The sequence below is a fragment of the Halocola ammonii genome (genome assembly GCF_049334165.1).
GTDB lineage: Bacteria > Bacteroidota > Bacteroidia > Flavobacteriales_D > Sanyastnellaceae > JBEGHD01.
Map to the genome: position 1 here is coordinate 1 of NZ_JBEGHD010000018.1, position 15,174 is coordinate 15,174.

Below are 15,174 nucleotides of genomic sequence, written 5' to 3' on the forward strand. Positions count from 1 at the left end.
TAATCCACATTCTAAGAAGAATACTCCGAGCTTGCTCGGGGTTGAAGCAAATGAAAAAAGCCTCAAAGCGAGCGACAGCGAGTGATGGCTTTTGTATGATCACCTCCCCCTACAGGGTCACCGCAGGTAATCCGTTTTAAGCATCAGCTCCGAGCTTGCTCGAGGCTGAAGCAAATGAAAAAAGCCTCAGAGCGAGCGACAGCGAGTGATGGCTTTTGTATGATCACCTCCCCCTACAGGGTCACCGCAGGTAATCCACATTCTAAGAAGAATACTCCGAGCTTGCTCGAGGTTGAAGCAAATGAAAAAGGCCTCAAAGCGAGTGATGGCTTTTAGTTTGATCTTCTCTCACATCAGGTCTCAGGTAATCTACTCAAAACACCCGGATAGCTAAAAATTTAATCCTCAACAGGATGCATGGTTTGAGGTGGCCTCCGTGAATTTGTAGTTTTCAGTATTTCTTCCAAACGGCCTCGGTAATCGATCAATTTGTAGAAACTATAGATGAATTACAGTTTTCTGTAGTTTGAACCATTTATTTTTCTTACCTTCACGTCTGAAAATCAGAGATGTATTTTCAATATACCTTAATTAACCAACCAAATACTTAAATTATGAATTTGACTATTACTCTATTTCGCCATTCCTGGCGATTAGCACTACTTTGTTGTAGCTTTCTTGTTTTCGCTTCTTCTGATGCTTATTCACAGGCTGGCTGTACGGATACAAACGCATGTAATTACGATCCCGGGGCTGTCACTGATGATGGTTCTTGCGAATATACAGGGTACTTTATCCCACTTGAAGTTGGGGCAGGTCCGGCAATTCAGGCGTGTTCTGCACCAAGTGGTTACTATCTGCCCGATCAAGATTGTGTGAGCTCTGTGATTGAAAATGATCCTTACTGTCTAGATACCGAATGGGATAGCTTTTGTGAAGATGCCTACAACGATTGTCTGGGATGTGAAGTTCCTTCCTGGTTTATTCCTATCGATATTTCAGACCTGAGCGAACCAGTACTCGAAGCATGTTCAAGTGCAGGTGATAATTATTATGCTCCAGACAATCAGGAATGTGTGGAGTCCGTAATAGCTGCAGATGGATACTGTACTGCTACTGATTGGGATGAACTTTGCCAGGGTGATTTTAACGACTGCATTGGCTGTTCAGAGCCAGCCTGGTTTATCCCTGTTGAAATAAATGGCGGCCCAGCACAGTTTGCTTGCTCGGCACCAGCAGGCTATTGGCAACCGGATCAGGAATGTGCTATTGAAGTTATTGCAAGCGATCCGGTATGTGTCGAAACTTCCTGGGATTTTATATGTAACGCAGCATACAACTCGTGTCTTGGATGTGAAAGTGGAGCTGCTTGGTTCATTCCAATAGTAGCGGACAACTCACTAACGCCTCAATACGACTGTTCCGGTGAAGTTGTAAGTGGCTACTGGCAGCCTGATCAGGCTTGTGTAGTTGAAGTGATTCTTAACGATTCCTGGTGTTTGAATATAGGCTGGGATGCAGCTTGCCAAAGTGCTCTGGAAACCTGTTTGGGCTGTGACGATGGAGCGTGGTTCATCCCGGTTGAAGTTTCCAGCGGACCTGCAGTTTTCGGCTGCTCGGGAGATGCTCCAGGTGGATATTGGGAGCCTGATCAGGAGTGTGTCACTCAAGAAATTGCAAACGATTCTTATTGCCTTTACACTTCCTGGGACCTTCTTTGTCAAAATGGATATAATACCTGCGCTTACGGTTGCTCGAACGCTCAATGGTATATCCCTTCTGAACTGGGTTCAGGTCAGCCTGCAATACTCGACTGTTCTGCTCCTGCCGGTTATGAGGTTGCTGAAAGTCAGGCGTGTGTGATTGCTGAAATAGCGCAGGATGATTTTTGTGTTGAAGTAAACTGGGATTCACTTTGCCAAAGCGGATATGACGCTTGTACGAATGGATGTACTTACGCATTTGCTTGTAACTACGATCCACAAGCTATTTATGATGACGGCAGTTGTGGTGAACCTGGCTGTACAGATTCTTCAGCTCTGAATTATAATCCAGATGCCGCTTGCGATGACGATTCTTGCGTTTATGGCGGAGAGCCTGCTTGTCCCGGAGATTTTGACGGTAACTCGGTTGTTGCCACTCCAGATTTGTTAACATTCCTCGGATTGTTTGGCTCTACCTGCCCCTAATTCCAACTTCTCAAAACACTAGATTTTGATTTTGCCAAAAGGCCGCTTTCGATTCTTCGAATGCGGCCTTTTTTGGTTTCATATCCTCTGGGGTTCAATTTTCAACTATTCTGAGATCAACTAAATAGTCTTTTATTAGATTTGCTAGGGTCCGATAGGGCTGAGAATAGCAACGCAAAATTAAAGTCAATGACCAAGATCTTACTCATAGAAGACAACATCGATATTTTGGAGAACACATCCGAAATCCTGGAACTCGCAGGTTACGAGGTTGAAACTGCGGAGAATGGAATGCGGGGAGTGGAAAAAGCCAAGGCCAATGACTTTGATCTCATAATTTGCGATATCATGATGCCAGAGTTGGATGGTTATGGTGTTTTGCACATTCTCTCAAAAGATCCAAAAACATCGCTGGTTCCTTTCATTTTTCTCACTGCAAAATCCGAAACCATTGATTTTCGCAAGGGAATGAGCCTGGGAGCCGATGACTATCTGACCAAGCCTTTTGAAAAGACCGACCTGATGGACGCGATTGAAATGCGACTGGACAAGACAAGGAAATTGCAGAGTAAAGGCAGTACCGGTGGAAAAGAGCAAGTAGATAATTTTATTAAGGAAGTTGAAAAAGAACTTTCTCTTGAAGATCTGATCAACGACCGCAATACCAAGTCGTTTAAGAAGAAGGACATTGTTTATCGCCAGGGCGAATACCCACATGCGCTACTTTACATCAAAAGTGGCACAATCAAATTGTCGCGAAACAATGAATATGGCAAAGAGTTTATCGTTCAGCTGAGCGGTGAGGGGGAGTTCCTGGGGTACCTGGCACTATTGGAAAATGGGCCGTACACAGAGGATGCTGTGGCGATGGAAGATGCCGAAATTGCGATGATTTCAGTTGAAGATTTTAGAAAGCTTATGCACTCTAATCGTGAGGTAACGAATAGCTTCATTAGAATCCTTTCAAAAAATGTTTTGGAACACGAACAGCGCCTACTAAAACTTGCGTACGGAAATGTTAGAGAGAGAGTGGCCGGAGTGATTCACAATCTTTATCAGAGGTATGGTGAGGACAATGACCGGATTGGCTTAAACATTTCTCGAGAAGAACTGGCCGGCTATGCAGGCATCGCTACGGAGTCGTTGATTAGGACTCTGTCTGATTTGCGATCGGATAAAATAATTGGAAATGACGGAAAACACATCACGGTTACCAACCCAGCCAGGCTGAAAAGCATTGCAGAAGGAGGGATTTAAAAATTTAAACCTCAGTGAGAACCAGAATTGGATAATCTGCCAGAAAGCTCAATTTCTTAGTTACACTTTCTCTGAAGAGCCTCTCAATTAGAGAATATTTTTTAGTTGTGAGAACTAGCAAATCTCGATCTCTTTTGCGCATATATTGATCGATGCCTTCTGCCGCACTTCCACTCACCACACTGTGAAAGCTCATGTCGCCAATTCTCCACTTGTTGTTTACCAGGGTTTGAATGGCTTCGTATTCTGCAACAGACTCAGGGTTTTGGAGTGACTCGCCAACGTTGAGTATATCGAGCCCTGGCTCGAAGGGAGCAATTAAATCAAGCATTTTGTCGATAGAAGCTTCCCTGAAATTCTTGAAGTCTGTAGCAAAAACTGCATGCCTTAGCGGGATAAATTCACTCTCCTCAGGTACGATTAAGACCGGAGTGCTAGACCTCCTTATTAGATTGTAAGTGTGAGTACCAAAATAAAGTTGGTTTGCATATTCAGCGCTGTTAGTACCCATTATCACCAGGTCAAAGTTGTTTGAATCAGCGTAGTTGGCAAGGTCTGTTTCCAGCGAGAGGTCTTCGTTTTGAATGACAGCACTGCAGCTAATTTTAAAAGTGTTTTCGACTTCATCGCAATATCTTTCAAGCCTTTCGAAAGCTTTTTGAAAAGAGTCCTTATCGTCAAATGCACTGAGGATGAGCTCACCAATATTGGGTGCCAGTGAAACATGAACAAGCTGAACCTCGGAGTTGGTCGCTCTTGCAAATTTTGCAGCATATTCCATGGCGTTGTTTGCAGCTTTCGAAAAATCTACGGGACAAAGGATTTTCATGGTCTTCTACTTTTTAGTTTTGAAATTCCTGAAGATCACCCCCAAGGCCTCCCTCGATCACCTCCATAAGCTCCTCATGAGTGAATGGTTTACGCAGGTAACTCACAGCACTGGCAATTTCATCATTCATTGCCGATTGAATAGAAGAATGCGCAGAGAAGAAAACTACAGGGATTTCACTGGTTGCCCGGTTGTCCCGGAGCTTCTCAAGCATAATTATTCCGTTGGTCTCTGGCATGGTAATATCACACAGGATGAGGTCGGGCTTGCGTAACATAGCAACCTCATAGCCCAGCGAACCGTTCTCTGCAGAGAGCACCTCATAACCGCTGATCTCGAGCATTTCTATGGTGTTCTCGCGAACGTAGCGGTCATCTTCTACGACTAAAATTACCTTCTTCATTCTAGCAAGCGAAGATACTGGGGCAGTTCTCCTTAAAATATGACACAAGTCAGGGTGCTAGAATTTTTTGATCAGTTAGATGGAGGAAATAGGAGTAAAAGATTCTGATATACAGGTTTTTACTGTGGTGTCTTACTATGAAGAATCCTTGAGTGATCTTACTCTTATTCCTGGCAGAGCAAAACTTTAAAAGTGGTCCCTTCTTCGGGCTTACTTTCGAATGTCACTTTTCCATTCATGAGCTCTGCGTAATGCTTTACGATATTCAGGCCAAGTCCTGTTCCCTGTATTCCCTCGGTATTGTTGGCTCGGAAAAACTTCTCAAAAAGGTGCTTTTGTTCATTTTCGGGAATACCAATTCCGTGGTCTTTCACCTCGATGGTGACTTTTTTCTTTTCTACAGAGGTATACACTTCAACGTTGCTGTTTGGACGTGAATACTTAATGGCGTTCGAGAGTAAATTATGTAGAATATTCCGCGTCATTTTTGGGTCGAGCTCCACGGTAGTGAGACCCTGATGATCGTAAACCAAAGACTGGCCCGACTGAGCAGTAGTTCTGGCCTCGTCCACACATTCATTTACAAGCTCTTCGAGGTTGAATGACTTTTCTTCCTTGACCATTTTACCCTGCTGAAGTTTTTCCAGTGACAGAAAGTCGTTGAGGATATCTGTGAGATTTCGCACCGATTTCTTAATCCTGTGAACATGCCGGTCTCGCTTGTCTTGCTGCTCGGTCTCTGTGTAACGCTCAATGAGAGAAACCGATGACATAATAACGCTGAGTGGAGTACGAAATTCGTGAGAGGCTGTGGAGACAAACCGCGATTTTAGCTCGTTCATTTCTTTTTCTCTGCCAAGAGCTTCTGAGAGCTCAGTGGTTCTCTCGCTCACTCGAAGTTCTAGTTGTTCATTAAGCTGCCTGAGCGCTTCTTCGGTTTTTTTTCTTTCGGTGATATCGGAGACAAATGCAACGGCCCTTTTCTGCCCTTTAATCTCGTAATGTCCAAGACTGATTTCTACCGGAAACTCCTGGCCATTCTTTCTTACGGCTTTTAAGTCCAGTCCAATTCCCATCGCACGGGCATGCGGATTTAGGAAGTAGTTTTCCCGGTGACCTTCGTGCTTCGCCTTTAAATTTTTGGGTAAGAGGATTTCCATTTTTTCACCGAGAAGTTCTTTTTGGCTATAACCAAAAATCTCCTGGGCATTGGGGTTGATCATGTTGATTTCCCCTTTTTCATCTACCACAACAATCCCAATAGTGGCATACTTAAAAACTGCTTCAAATCCTATTTCGCTTTCCAATGATGACATTGTTAATGAGGGAGCTTTCGATTTTGTTTCAGCAGATAAAATTATAAAAACAGGCGAGAGAGCGGTGGATTTTGCACATCAAATCTTCATGAGTTCTTCATTTTGAAGTAGGCAAAAGTTGAAAGAGAAAACTTATCTTGGCTCAGGTCAAATTGAGTCAACTCAGTGACGGAACTGACAAGGCTCATGTGAGGAAAATGTATTTTAAATCACTTTTGTAAAACACAATGAAAACCAAACAGACATGAAATTTTTAGTTGCTACCGATTTCTCTGAGAACAGTAATAAGGCTGTAGAGTATGCTGCGAGCATGGCACATGTTCTCGGTGCAAAAATCACTTTGGTTCACGCCTGGCAAGTGATGCCAGTGGGGGCAGGAATCGAAGAAGTAGGCATGACCCAGAACATTGAAACCATGGAGCGTGAGTCGAAGGAGATACTTCAAAAGACCGTGGACGATTTTGGTAAAAAATACCCTGTTTTTGAGCGAACCATTTCCCAGCAAGGGTTTCCTGCTGAAGTACTTGAAGAGATTTACAAGAATATTGAACCGGATCTGGTAGTTGCTGGTCGCAAGGGGCAGGGCGCGGTGAGTCGCGCTATTTTTGGTAGTGTTTCTTCGCGCCTGGTCGAGTCGGACCTAAGACCCTTGCTTGTGATTCCCGAAGGGGCTGAAATCAATGAAATGAAAGAGGTTTTGTTCCTTTCTGACTTTTACGATTCGGATGTGGCCAACCTAAAGACACTCGTGAGTTTTTTAAAGCCGCGCAACGCCAAAATCAATGTGATGCATTTCCACACTAGCGAGCACGACAAGGAAGTAGATCAGGATTTCTTCAAGCACTTTAGTGGAGTAATAAAGGATCGAATCGATTACGATAATTTCGAGTTTAAAATGGAAGACAGCGATGACTTACACGACTCGCTGGACGAAGTGATAAAATCCAGAAAAATTCAAATGCTTTGTATCGCCAGCATGCACCGATCCTTTTGGCAGCAGCTGGTAGATCCTAGTCTCACCAAGCACTTGCTCAAAAAAATTGATTTGCCCGTTATGATATTTGATGCTCATAGCGATAATCTTGAAGACCTTTTCTAGATAGTTTAATTTTCGGTTTTTATATAGTGACTAAAGCTGTCGTGGTCCGTTGTGGTCGCGACAGCTTTTTCGTTTTCTTCATTTTAAGGTGATTAAAGCCAGTTGATTAGCTGTTTAATGTCATGGCTTTTTTTGGTTTTTTGTCAGACTTTTAACGGTGAAACCAAAAAACAACTGAGAAATGAAAAGATTAGAAAATAAAGTTGCAGTAATCACCGGAGCAGCTCTGGGAATAGGGCGCGAAACCGCTATCACATTTGCAAGAGAAGGTGCCAAAGTTGCCATCACTGATGTGCTGGAATCCGAGAGTAGAGACCTTAAAAAGGAAATTGAAGGAAAAGGAGGAACTGCAGAGTTTTGGAAACTGGATGTGGCCAAAAAGGACGAAGTAAAAAAAGTGATGCAATCTGTTTACGACAAGTGGGGATCGATTGATGTATTGGTAAACAATGCCGGAATTGGAGGGGCCAATGTGCCTACCCATGAGCTTGCTGATGAAGATTGGCAAAAGGTGCTGGACGTAAATGTGTCCGGAGTCTTCTACTGCAGCAAGTACGTCATTCCGTTTATGAAAAAGCAAAAGAAAGGAAGCATCATCAACCTTTCTTCGATCTATGGAATTGTGAGTGCTCCTGACGTACCGGCTTATCACGCCTCAAAAGGTGCGGTGAGGAGCATGTCTAAAACGGACGCCTTACTTTATGCGACTGATGGAATTCGGGTCAATTCCGTTCACCCTGGATTCATCGACACACCCATGGTTCAGAATCACCTCGAGTCTATGGGGGAGCACAAGGAGGAAGCAAGACAAGCACTGATTTCACTTCACCCACTTGGTCACCTGGGTGAGGCTGCGGACATCGCCAACGGAATTTTGTACCTCGCCAGCGATGAGTCAAAATTTGTTACTGGTTCTGAGCTGGTGATTGATGGCGGCTACACTGCAAGGTAAGCTGCTCTTTACAATTCAGTTAAAAACCCGATTGTGGAATTTCTAATCGAATTCCTGATCGGGTTTATTTCTGTTTTTTACCTTTAACAAAACACCAAAACATAATAGGCTATGAAAATTTCCACTTTTGGCTTCTTGTTCTTAGCAACCGTTTCCTTATTGCTTTCTGGCTGTGCCACCTTGCTGGCTCCTTCAACTCACCCGCTGGCCATAGGCTCCAACCCACCCTCTGCCGATGTCTACGTCAATGGAGTGAAACGTGGGACTACGCCTCTGGAGCTGGAATTCAAAGCAGACCAAAGCTACACGATAGAATTCAAAAAAGAGGGGTATGAAACTGTAACCAGAGTCGTTCACTCAGAAGTGAATGCAGGTTGGGTTATCCTGGATGTCATTTGTGGTCTTGTTCCTGTGATTGTCGATGCCTCCACTGGAAAATGGAATGAACTGGACCGCTCATTCATCAAAGCCGACCTTGAAGAATCTCCTCAGAATTAACCTGTTTTACTGGTCTGTCAAACTGCCTTGCTAAAGAGCGGCCCCGAACTGGAATTACCTCTGGCATTTAACCTCTTGTCAAACACCATACAGACATTTCTCAGAAAAGTCATTCCCTTCCTGGTGACCTTTAGTCCATTTGGCGTGAGTTCAATTAACCCTTCCTGTGACATTTCGGTGAGCTTATCGGCCATTTGGCAATCAATCAGTTTGGCGAAATCACTCCAGTCTACGATTCCCTTGCATGCAATGTCGATTATGAATTTGCGCACCTGCATGTCTTCTTTGCTAAGGTAGTGTCCTTTGATCAGGGCAAGCTCCCCGGCATTCACCTGTTCCTTGTACTTTTCTACTACCTTTTCATTTTGGGCGTAGGCGTATTTCGCATCGCTGATTGCCGAGTTTCCCAGCCCAATCAGCAAATCGCTCTGAGCAGTGGTGTAGCCCATGAAGTTGCGGTGCATAGTTTTGTCCTGAAAAGCTTTGTAGAGCTCATCATCTTTCAGTGAAAAGTGATCCATCCCAACATCGAAATAGCCGTGCGCCAAAAGCGCTTTTTTACCAACCTCGTAGAGTTTTCTTTTCAAGCTGTCTGCCGGCAAATCGTCTTCGGTGTAAGCTCTTTGGCCTTTGTGTTTCCACGGTACGTGGGCATAACTGTAAAAAGCGATTCGCTCGGGCTTTAGGCTGATGGTCTTTTCGATTGTGTCCAGCACTGTGCCTTTTGTCTGAAAAGGCAGACCGTAGATCAAATCGAAATTCACCGAGGTGTAGCCAATGGCTCTGGCCTCTTCTGTCGCTCGTACTACATTTTCATAGGGCTGCACCCGGTTGATGGTTTTCTGGACTTTCAGATTCAGATCCTGAACTCCGTAGCTCACCCTGCGGAAACCCACTTCGTAAAGGGCCCGCAGATGCTCGCGAGTAGTGTTGTTGGGGTGGCCCTCGAACGAAAAAGCATAGTCCTCATGTAGAGTAGAGGTGTCGAGAATTCCCTGAATGAGTGATTTCAGATTTTCTGGACTAAAAAAAGTGGGAGTGCCACCTCCGAGGTGAATTTCCCGAATTTGCGGTTTTCTCCCAAAAGTGTCGCAGTAGATTTTCCACTCGTTCAGCAGTGATTCTATAAACGATTCTTCTACCGTATGATTTTTTGTGATTCGCTTGTTGCAAGCGCAGTAAGTGCATAGCGCTTCGCAGTAGGGCAGGTGGATGTAAAGACTGATGCCATGGTCGTCATTCGTTTCTTCGAAAGTTCGTTTCACCACCCTCAGCCAGTCAGAAGAATCCATTTGTTCTTCCTCCCAAAAGGGGACTGTTGGGTAACTCGTGTACCTTGGGGCCGGCACGTTGTATTTCTCAATTAGTTTCTCGTTAATCTTCATCTCGCGTTTCTTCAGTTTTCAGTTTGAGGATACAAGGTTAGAGAGAAACCGCAAAGCGAAAAATGACGTGGGTCATTGGAGGAGGTGAGCTTAGGCTGCTCAAATTATTGATTTTTTATATCCAGGATTGCAGAAAAGAGGAAGTAAAATTATTAATTTGGTGAATTCATTAAACTGGACAAATGTCGAAGCAACTAGCTACTTTCATAATTGTCTTTCAAATGTCCTTGATTGTTTCAGCTCAATTTGGTGATCTGGACATGACTTTTAATCCGGATGATCCTGGTTTTGGACTCGGAAGAGGTTTCAACGTCTCAGAGTTTGAAGGAATCGAAGTTTATGATGACGACAGGTTTCTCGTTAACATAGAGCTGGGCCGATTTGACACAACATTTATAAGAGGAATTGCAAGGTTGAATGTTGATGGTACTCTGGATACCACTTTCTCTACGGGCAATTATTTTTCAAATACTAGAATTACGTCCATGGCCGCTTCTGAAGAGGGGGATATTTATGTATCCGGAAGTAGAGAAGGGTATTATAATGAGAGTGGACAATATATCGATCCTGCAGTTGTATTGGTAAAACTTAACCCCGATGGTTCAGTGGACAGTGAGTTTGAATTTGAAATGTTCTACCAATCCGAGATTAAGGATTTAGAAGCTACTTCCGGTGGAGTGCTGGTTAGCGGAAGATTAATAGGAAGTATGTTCTCTCAATTGTCAGAAGGCACATTACACCATATTTATTCAACAGGTCAATTTGATAGCGCATGGCCCACATTTAATTTTAAAAGAGGTGATGATATTTCAGTTGCTCCTCAAGTAGTAAAAAAAGGAGATGACGGATTTATATATCTGGGAGGAGAGTTTGAAAGGTTGAATGGTGAAAATATCGACCGGTTTCTCCGTTTGGATAGCGATGGAATGGTGGATTATTCTTTCAACGAAAGCTTTACGATTCAATTTGATTTGGAAGGGCAATTTCCTACAAAAAACATCCATGATATTGAGCTAATGAATGATGGGAAAATTGCGATATGCGGAACTTTCACTGGAATAAATAATTCAGAAAAACCTCATATAGCAGTATTCTTTAATGACGGTTCGATCGATTCATCTTTCAATACTAATGATGGTTTTGCGTCAGTGGGCGAAGATGTTGGTTTGGGCCCCTTGGTAAGTGATATTGCTGTTACCCAGAACAATATTATTGTCGTAACGGGACAATTTAATCAATACAATGGTACACCTACGATGAGGATTGCTGGGATAAATTCTGATGGTACGCTTAATACAGGGTTTATTCATAAAATTCAACCATTAAACCTGGAGTCTGGTAGGGCCAATCTTATATCTACAGTGAATAATTATATTCTCGTAGGTGGGGAGTTTACATATTTCGATTACGGGATTCATCCAAATGTGGTAAAACTTGGGCCAACTGGTGAGTTAGATCACGATTTCATTAAAACAAAGACGATGAATTTCCATGCAAGGACGAGTGATGTAGGACCTAATGGAAAGCTTGTAGCAGCAGGAATCTTTACTCATTATAATGGTTTTCCAGTCAATGGAATTGTGCGATTAAATGACGATGGGAGCAGAGACACAACTTTTAATACCGGACTGGGGTTTAGGAGAGACATTGGTCAGTTTAGTGGTTATACGGAAGTGGACGAAATTGAAGTAGACTGGGAAAATCGGGTCTTGGTTGTTGGCAATTTTGACTCTTTCGATGGTGATTCACTTGCACAAAATGTTATTCGATTAAATGAAGACGGGAGCTTAGATGATTCTTTTAATGTGGGTGGAGGACTCGATGGTGCTGGATTCATCTCTGACTTTCTCACTTCTGAAAATCAAAAAATTTATTGTTCGGGTTCTTTTGACACCTGGGATTCTAATGTCTCGGGTTGTTTAGTTAGATTAAACGAAGACGGCACTTTTGATCCAACTTTTAGTGTTGGTGAGGGAGCGAGTAACCGAGTTCGTACTATGGCGCTGCAGGCAGATGGCAAGCTAATTATCGGTGGTGACTTTTACTTTTTTCAGGGCATCGAACAGAAATGCATTGCCCGAATCAACACCGATGGCTCTATCGACACAACTTTCACTCCTCCTTCAATAATTCCAATTTCTAGAGTTGAGAAAATAGAAATAGATCCCTCTGGTAAATTGTGGGTTTTAGGTGATATGGAATTGGAGGTAAGTCCAAATCAGTTTTCATCACTTATTGTGCTGGAGCCAGACGGAAACCTCTTTACTGATGTCACGACTGCATTGAATGATCCGAATGTAGCTGACTTTGCCATAGACCCTGACGGAAAAGTTACTGTAATTAATGAAGGCAATTCTAAACTTTCACGAATTACACTGGAAACCAATGGAGCCATAACGAGTGAAGTTTCGAATTCGGAATTTTATGGGGGAGCAACACAAATCAAGAGAGATTTGAATGATGACTATCTTTTACTTGGAGGATTTATGGCTTACGGAGACATAGGTCGGTGCAGGATAGCAAGAATATTCTCGGGATATGAAGAACCAGTAGAGCCACTAGATGGGGATCAGTTTATCGTGTATCCGAATCCATCACAAGGACAGGTGTCTGTGCACCTTAGCGAAAATCTGGTGGGAGAAGAATTAAAAATTTTCGACCCCACAGGTCGGTTGGTTTATTCGGTTCGGTTTGAATCAGCTTTTAAGACCTTGAGTTTGCATCACTTTAGAACGGGCCTCTATATTTTTAGATGTCAGGAGCACAGTGCGAAAGTCCTATTTGAATAGACTTTTTCTTATACCATATTTCGTTTTAAACAATTTCAACAATCCCTCCTGACACACCCTTGTCACTACCCCCGCTTACTTTTGGTTTTGAAATCAATAACAATTCAAAATCAATCAATTATGGACACAACAAAACAAGAGTCGAAGACAGCTTTCTCAGTAGTGAACAAGGACGAACTGCTGGCTCACTGGCAAGGGCACCGCAACCTGACCAGAAAAATGATTGAGGCTTTTCCTGAAAAGGATTTCTTCGAGTTTTCAATAGGAGGAATGAGGCCTATGGTCGAAATGGTGATGGAGCTTATTGCCATTGCCGCTCCGGGGCTGCAGGAAATTATTGAACCGGGTACTGCAGATTTTAAGGAAAGTTTCGAGCATCAAAACAAAAAGGAAAACATCCTGAAGAAATGGGATGAGCAGACACCGCTAATCAATGAACTGTGGGACAAAATACTTGAAGAAAAATTTGAATCGGAACACACCATTTTTGGAGAGTACAAAGGAACAGGGCTTTCGCACGTGCTCTATTTCGTAGACAATGAAATTCACCATCGCGCTCAGGGCTACGTTTACCTTCGAGCTTTGGGTATTCAGCCTCCTTTCTTTTGGGAACGCGATTAAATGACAGATGACAATGAATCGAGTTCTGGTATTTAAGACTTCGGTAGAAACTTTCGAAGAAGTACGAAAACTACATCCCGCTCTGCAACGGCTGGTGGGCTCAGAACCATGGAACTTCGACCTGGAGGATTGCGATCGCATCCTCCGGGTGGAGTCTCCTTACATTGGCTCTGGCAGCGTCATTGAGACACTTTCTGCGCATGGTTTTCATTGTGAGGAGCTGGCTGACTGACACTTTCGAGTATTTGTTCAGCGAGTTTGCGAACGTTTTCTCTAAGTGAAATTGGTTCAATGATCTCGGCATAGTCGGCAAACATCATGAACCATCGTGTAAACCCGTGACAGTCGATGTCTGTCTGGAAGGTCATTTCTACACGATCTCCCAGAAATTTCTCTTCGACCAGTCCGTAAAACTTTTTGCCGGATGACATGTAGCGCGCCATCTCTCGGTCGACAATAATCCTGACAGTCGAATCATTTCGTTCGTAATCTCCAGGCTTCTCCAGATGATCATTTATGTTACCGTGTTCTTTCGTGAATGCATCCTCCACTCGGCAGATGGATTGGATTCTGTCTGTTCTAAACTGCCGGTACTCCTGTCTCAGGTGACACCACGCCATCAGGTACCAAAATCCGTTTTCGTGGAAAATCCCGACAGGTTCAATATTTCGAAGTGACGGAGCTTCAGCACCAAATGATTGGTATTGAAATTTGATTTGCTTTTGCTCAGCAATACTTTCCAAAATGACTTCCAGAGCGTTGGGCACATTTCTATTGAAAAGCTCCTGGGATGGGCTGATAAAAACCTGGTTCTCAAGAGCCGCGACCCAGTCTTTTTCCGATCCTCTCAAAACTGACTTAAGCTTAAACATGGCCGAATCAAAATATTTACCCATCGACTCATCAGTGAACTTTTCCATCAGCTTTTGCGCAGCCACAAAGCTCGAAGCTTCCTCGCGAGTAAACATTACTGGGGGAAGCCGATACCCCTCCATGATGGAGTAACCAACTCCGGCTTCACTGACAATCGGCACACCGCACTGCTCGATGGTTCGAATGTCGCGGTAGATCGTTCGTTCGCTCACCTGAAATCTTTCAGCAAGTTCGCTGGCCCGAATGATTTTCTTCGATTGAAGCTGAATCAAAATGGCGATGATTCGATCGAATCTTTTTGGAGTATCTAAAGACATGGTTGAGGTGTTTGAAGTATTGTGGAACTCGCAGCCTTCACAAATTTAACTTTTTTCAAAGTGTATCAGATGTCCATCAGCAAGATATAAGAGGGATCATTCAACGTTGTAAATTAGAAGGTTGCAGTTTTTGATATATTTGAAAATCATTAAAATAAACTTTATGAAACGAATTTATCTATTTATCGGATTTACTGCATTGATTTTAATCAGCTGTGGTAAATATGAAGAAGGACCTATGTTTTCTCTGAGAACAAAAAAAGCAAGACTGGCAAATACCTGGGAAGTTGATAAAGCTGAACTTAATGGTGATTCTGAATTCAATGGTCAGTCAGTAACCTCACTTTTTGAAGGACATGCACATGAAATTAACAAAGATGGAACATTCAGTTTTTCTTCTCCAGATTATGAAACTATAACGGGCGACTGGGAGTTTTCTGATGATAAAGAAGAAGTTGAGTTTGAAACTGAAGACGGAGATGAATTTGAATGGGAAATCATACGTCTGACAAACAATGAGTTGTTCATTGAACAGGAAGATCAAAATGGAAATTTATTTTACCTGGAAATGAAATAATTCTTGATAATCTGATAGTGTTTTAATTAGGAAGTTATCATGCCCGCCAGGATTCAATCTGGCGGGTTT

At 43.1% G+C, this 15,174-nt stretch carries 15 protein-coding genes; 10 read left to right on the plus strand and 5 right to left on the minus strand.

What is annotated here, in order from left to right:
* Positions 1-174: 174 nt before the first annotated feature.
* The 3 genes from ABHV44_RS15055 (at position 175) to ABHV44_RS15065 (ending at position 3,446) form a co-directional block, all read left to right on the plus strand.
* Positions 175-336, plus strand: coding sequence for a hypothetical protein (locus ABHV44_RS15055; RefSeq protein ID WP_459075542.1), 162 nt, complete (start codon positions 175-177; stop codon positions 334-336).
* A 278-nt stretch (positions 337-614) separates the two neighbouring features.
* Positions 615-2,189 (plus strand): hypothetical protein, encoded by a 1,575-nt coding sequence (locus tag ABHV44_RS15060; protein ID WP_459075543.1) that lies wholly within the window; start codon positions 615-617, stop codon positions 2,187-2,189.
* Positions 2,190-2,378: 189 nt separating this feature from the next.
* Complete coding sequence (locus tag ABHV44_RS15065) at positions 2,379-3,446, plus strand: response regulator (RefSeq protein ID WP_459075544.1); 1,068 nt, start codon at positions 2,379-2,381, stop codon at positions 3,444-3,446.
* Between the two features lie 4 nt (positions 3,447-3,450).
* Here ABHV44_RS15065 and ABHV44_RS15070 read toward each other — a convergent pair whose 3' ends face one another.
* The 3 genes from ABHV44_RS15070 to ABHV44_RS15080 all read right to left on the minus strand — a co-directional run bounded on the left by ABHV44_RS15070 (position 3,451) and on the right by ABHV44_RS15080 (position 5,994).
* The gene (locus ABHV44_RS15070) at positions 3,451-4,275 is read right to left on the minus strand and encodes a universal stress protein (RefSeq protein WP_459075545.1); all 825 of its coding nucleotides are present in this window, start codon (positions 4,273-4,275) and stop codon (positions 3,451-3,453) included.
* A gap of 13 nt (positions 4,276-4,288) precedes the next feature.
* Positions 4,289-4,678, minus strand: coding sequence for a response regulator (locus ABHV44_RS15075; RefSeq protein ID WP_459075546.1), 390 nt, complete (start codon positions 4,676-4,678; stop codon positions 4,289-4,291).
* Positions 4,679-4,842: 164 nt separating this feature from the next.
* Positions 4,843-5,994 (minus strand): PAS domain-containing sensor histidine kinase, encoded by a 1,152-nt coding sequence (locus ABHV44_RS15080; protein WP_459075547.1) that lies wholly within the window; start codon positions 5,992-5,994, stop codon positions 4,843-4,845.
* 244 nt (positions 5,995-6,238) lie between these two features.
* Between ABHV44_RS15080 and ABHV44_RS15085 the strand changes: the two genes are divergently transcribed.
* From ABHV44_RS15085 to ABHV44_RS15095, 3 genes are all read left to right on the plus strand, one after another.
* Entirely contained in the window at positions 6,239-7,093 is an 855-nt protein-coding gene (locus tag ABHV44_RS15085; protein WP_459075548.1) for a universal stress protein, read from the plus strand.
* A gap of 181 nt (positions 7,094-7,274) precedes the next feature.
* Positions 7,275-8,045: an SDR family NAD(P)-dependent oxidoreductase gene (locus tag ABHV44_RS15090; RefSeq protein ID WP_459075549.1), complete on the plus strand. Its 771-nt coding sequence runs from the start codon at positions 7,275-7,277 to the stop codon at positions 8,043-8,045.
* Positions 8,046-8,156: 111 nt separating this feature from the next.
* On the plus strand, positions 8,157-8,543 hold the full coding sequence (locus tag ABHV44_RS15095) for a PEGA domain-containing protein (protein WP_459075550.1): 387 nt from the start codon (positions 8,157-8,159) through the stop codon (positions 8,541-8,543).
* Between the two features lie 17 nt (positions 8,544-8,560).
* Here ABHV44_RS15095 and hemN read toward each other — a convergent pair whose 3' ends face one another.
* On the minus strand, positions 8,561-9,928 hold the full coding sequence (gene hemN, locus ABHV44_RS15100; protein ID WP_459075551.1) for an oxygen-independent coproporphyrinogen III oxidase: 1,368 nt from the start codon (positions 9,926-9,928) through the stop codon (positions 8,561-8,563).
* A gap of 182 nt (positions 9,929-10,110) precedes the next feature.
* Between hemN and ABHV44_RS15105 the strand changes: the two genes are divergently transcribed.
* The 3 genes from ABHV44_RS15105 (at position 10,111) to ABHV44_RS15115 (ending at position 13,570) form a co-directional block, all read left to right on the plus strand.
* Positions 10,111-12,717: a T9SS type A sorting domain-containing protein gene (locus ABHV44_RS15105; RefSeq protein ID WP_459075552.1), complete on the plus strand. Its 2,607-nt coding sequence runs from the start codon at positions 10,111-10,113 to the stop codon at positions 12,715-12,717.
* A gap of 120 nt (positions 12,718-12,837) precedes the next feature.
* The gene (locus ABHV44_RS15110) at positions 12,838-13,338 is read left to right on the plus strand and encodes a DinB family protein (RefSeq protein ID WP_459075553.1); all 501 of its coding nucleotides are present in this window, start codon (positions 12,838-12,840) and stop codon (positions 13,336-13,338) included.
* Between the two features lie 13 nt (positions 13,339-13,351).
* Positions 13,352-13,570, plus strand: a complete 219-nt coding sequence (locus tag ABHV44_RS15115) for a hypothetical protein (protein WP_459075554.1) — start codon at positions 13,352-13,354, stop codon at positions 13,568-13,570.
* Here the strand turns inward: ABHV44_RS15115 and ABHV44_RS15120 are convergent.
* Complete coding sequence (locus ABHV44_RS15120) at positions 13,518-14,528, minus strand: helix-turn-helix transcriptional regulator (protein WP_459075555.1); 1,011 nt, start codon at positions 14,526-14,528, stop codon at positions 13,518-13,520. The two genes, ABHV44_RS15115 and ABHV44_RS15120, sit on opposite strands and share 53 nt — an antisense overlap.
* A 163-nt stretch (positions 14,529-14,691) precedes the next feature.
* On the opposite strand from ABHV44_RS15120, the gene ABHV44_RS15125 reads away from it, so the two are divergent.
* On the plus strand, positions 14,692-15,105 hold the full coding sequence (locus ABHV44_RS15125; RefSeq protein WP_459075556.1) for a hypothetical protein: 414 nt from the start codon (positions 14,692-14,694) through the stop codon (positions 15,103-15,105).
* Positions 15,106-15,174: the final 69 nt, after the last annotated feature.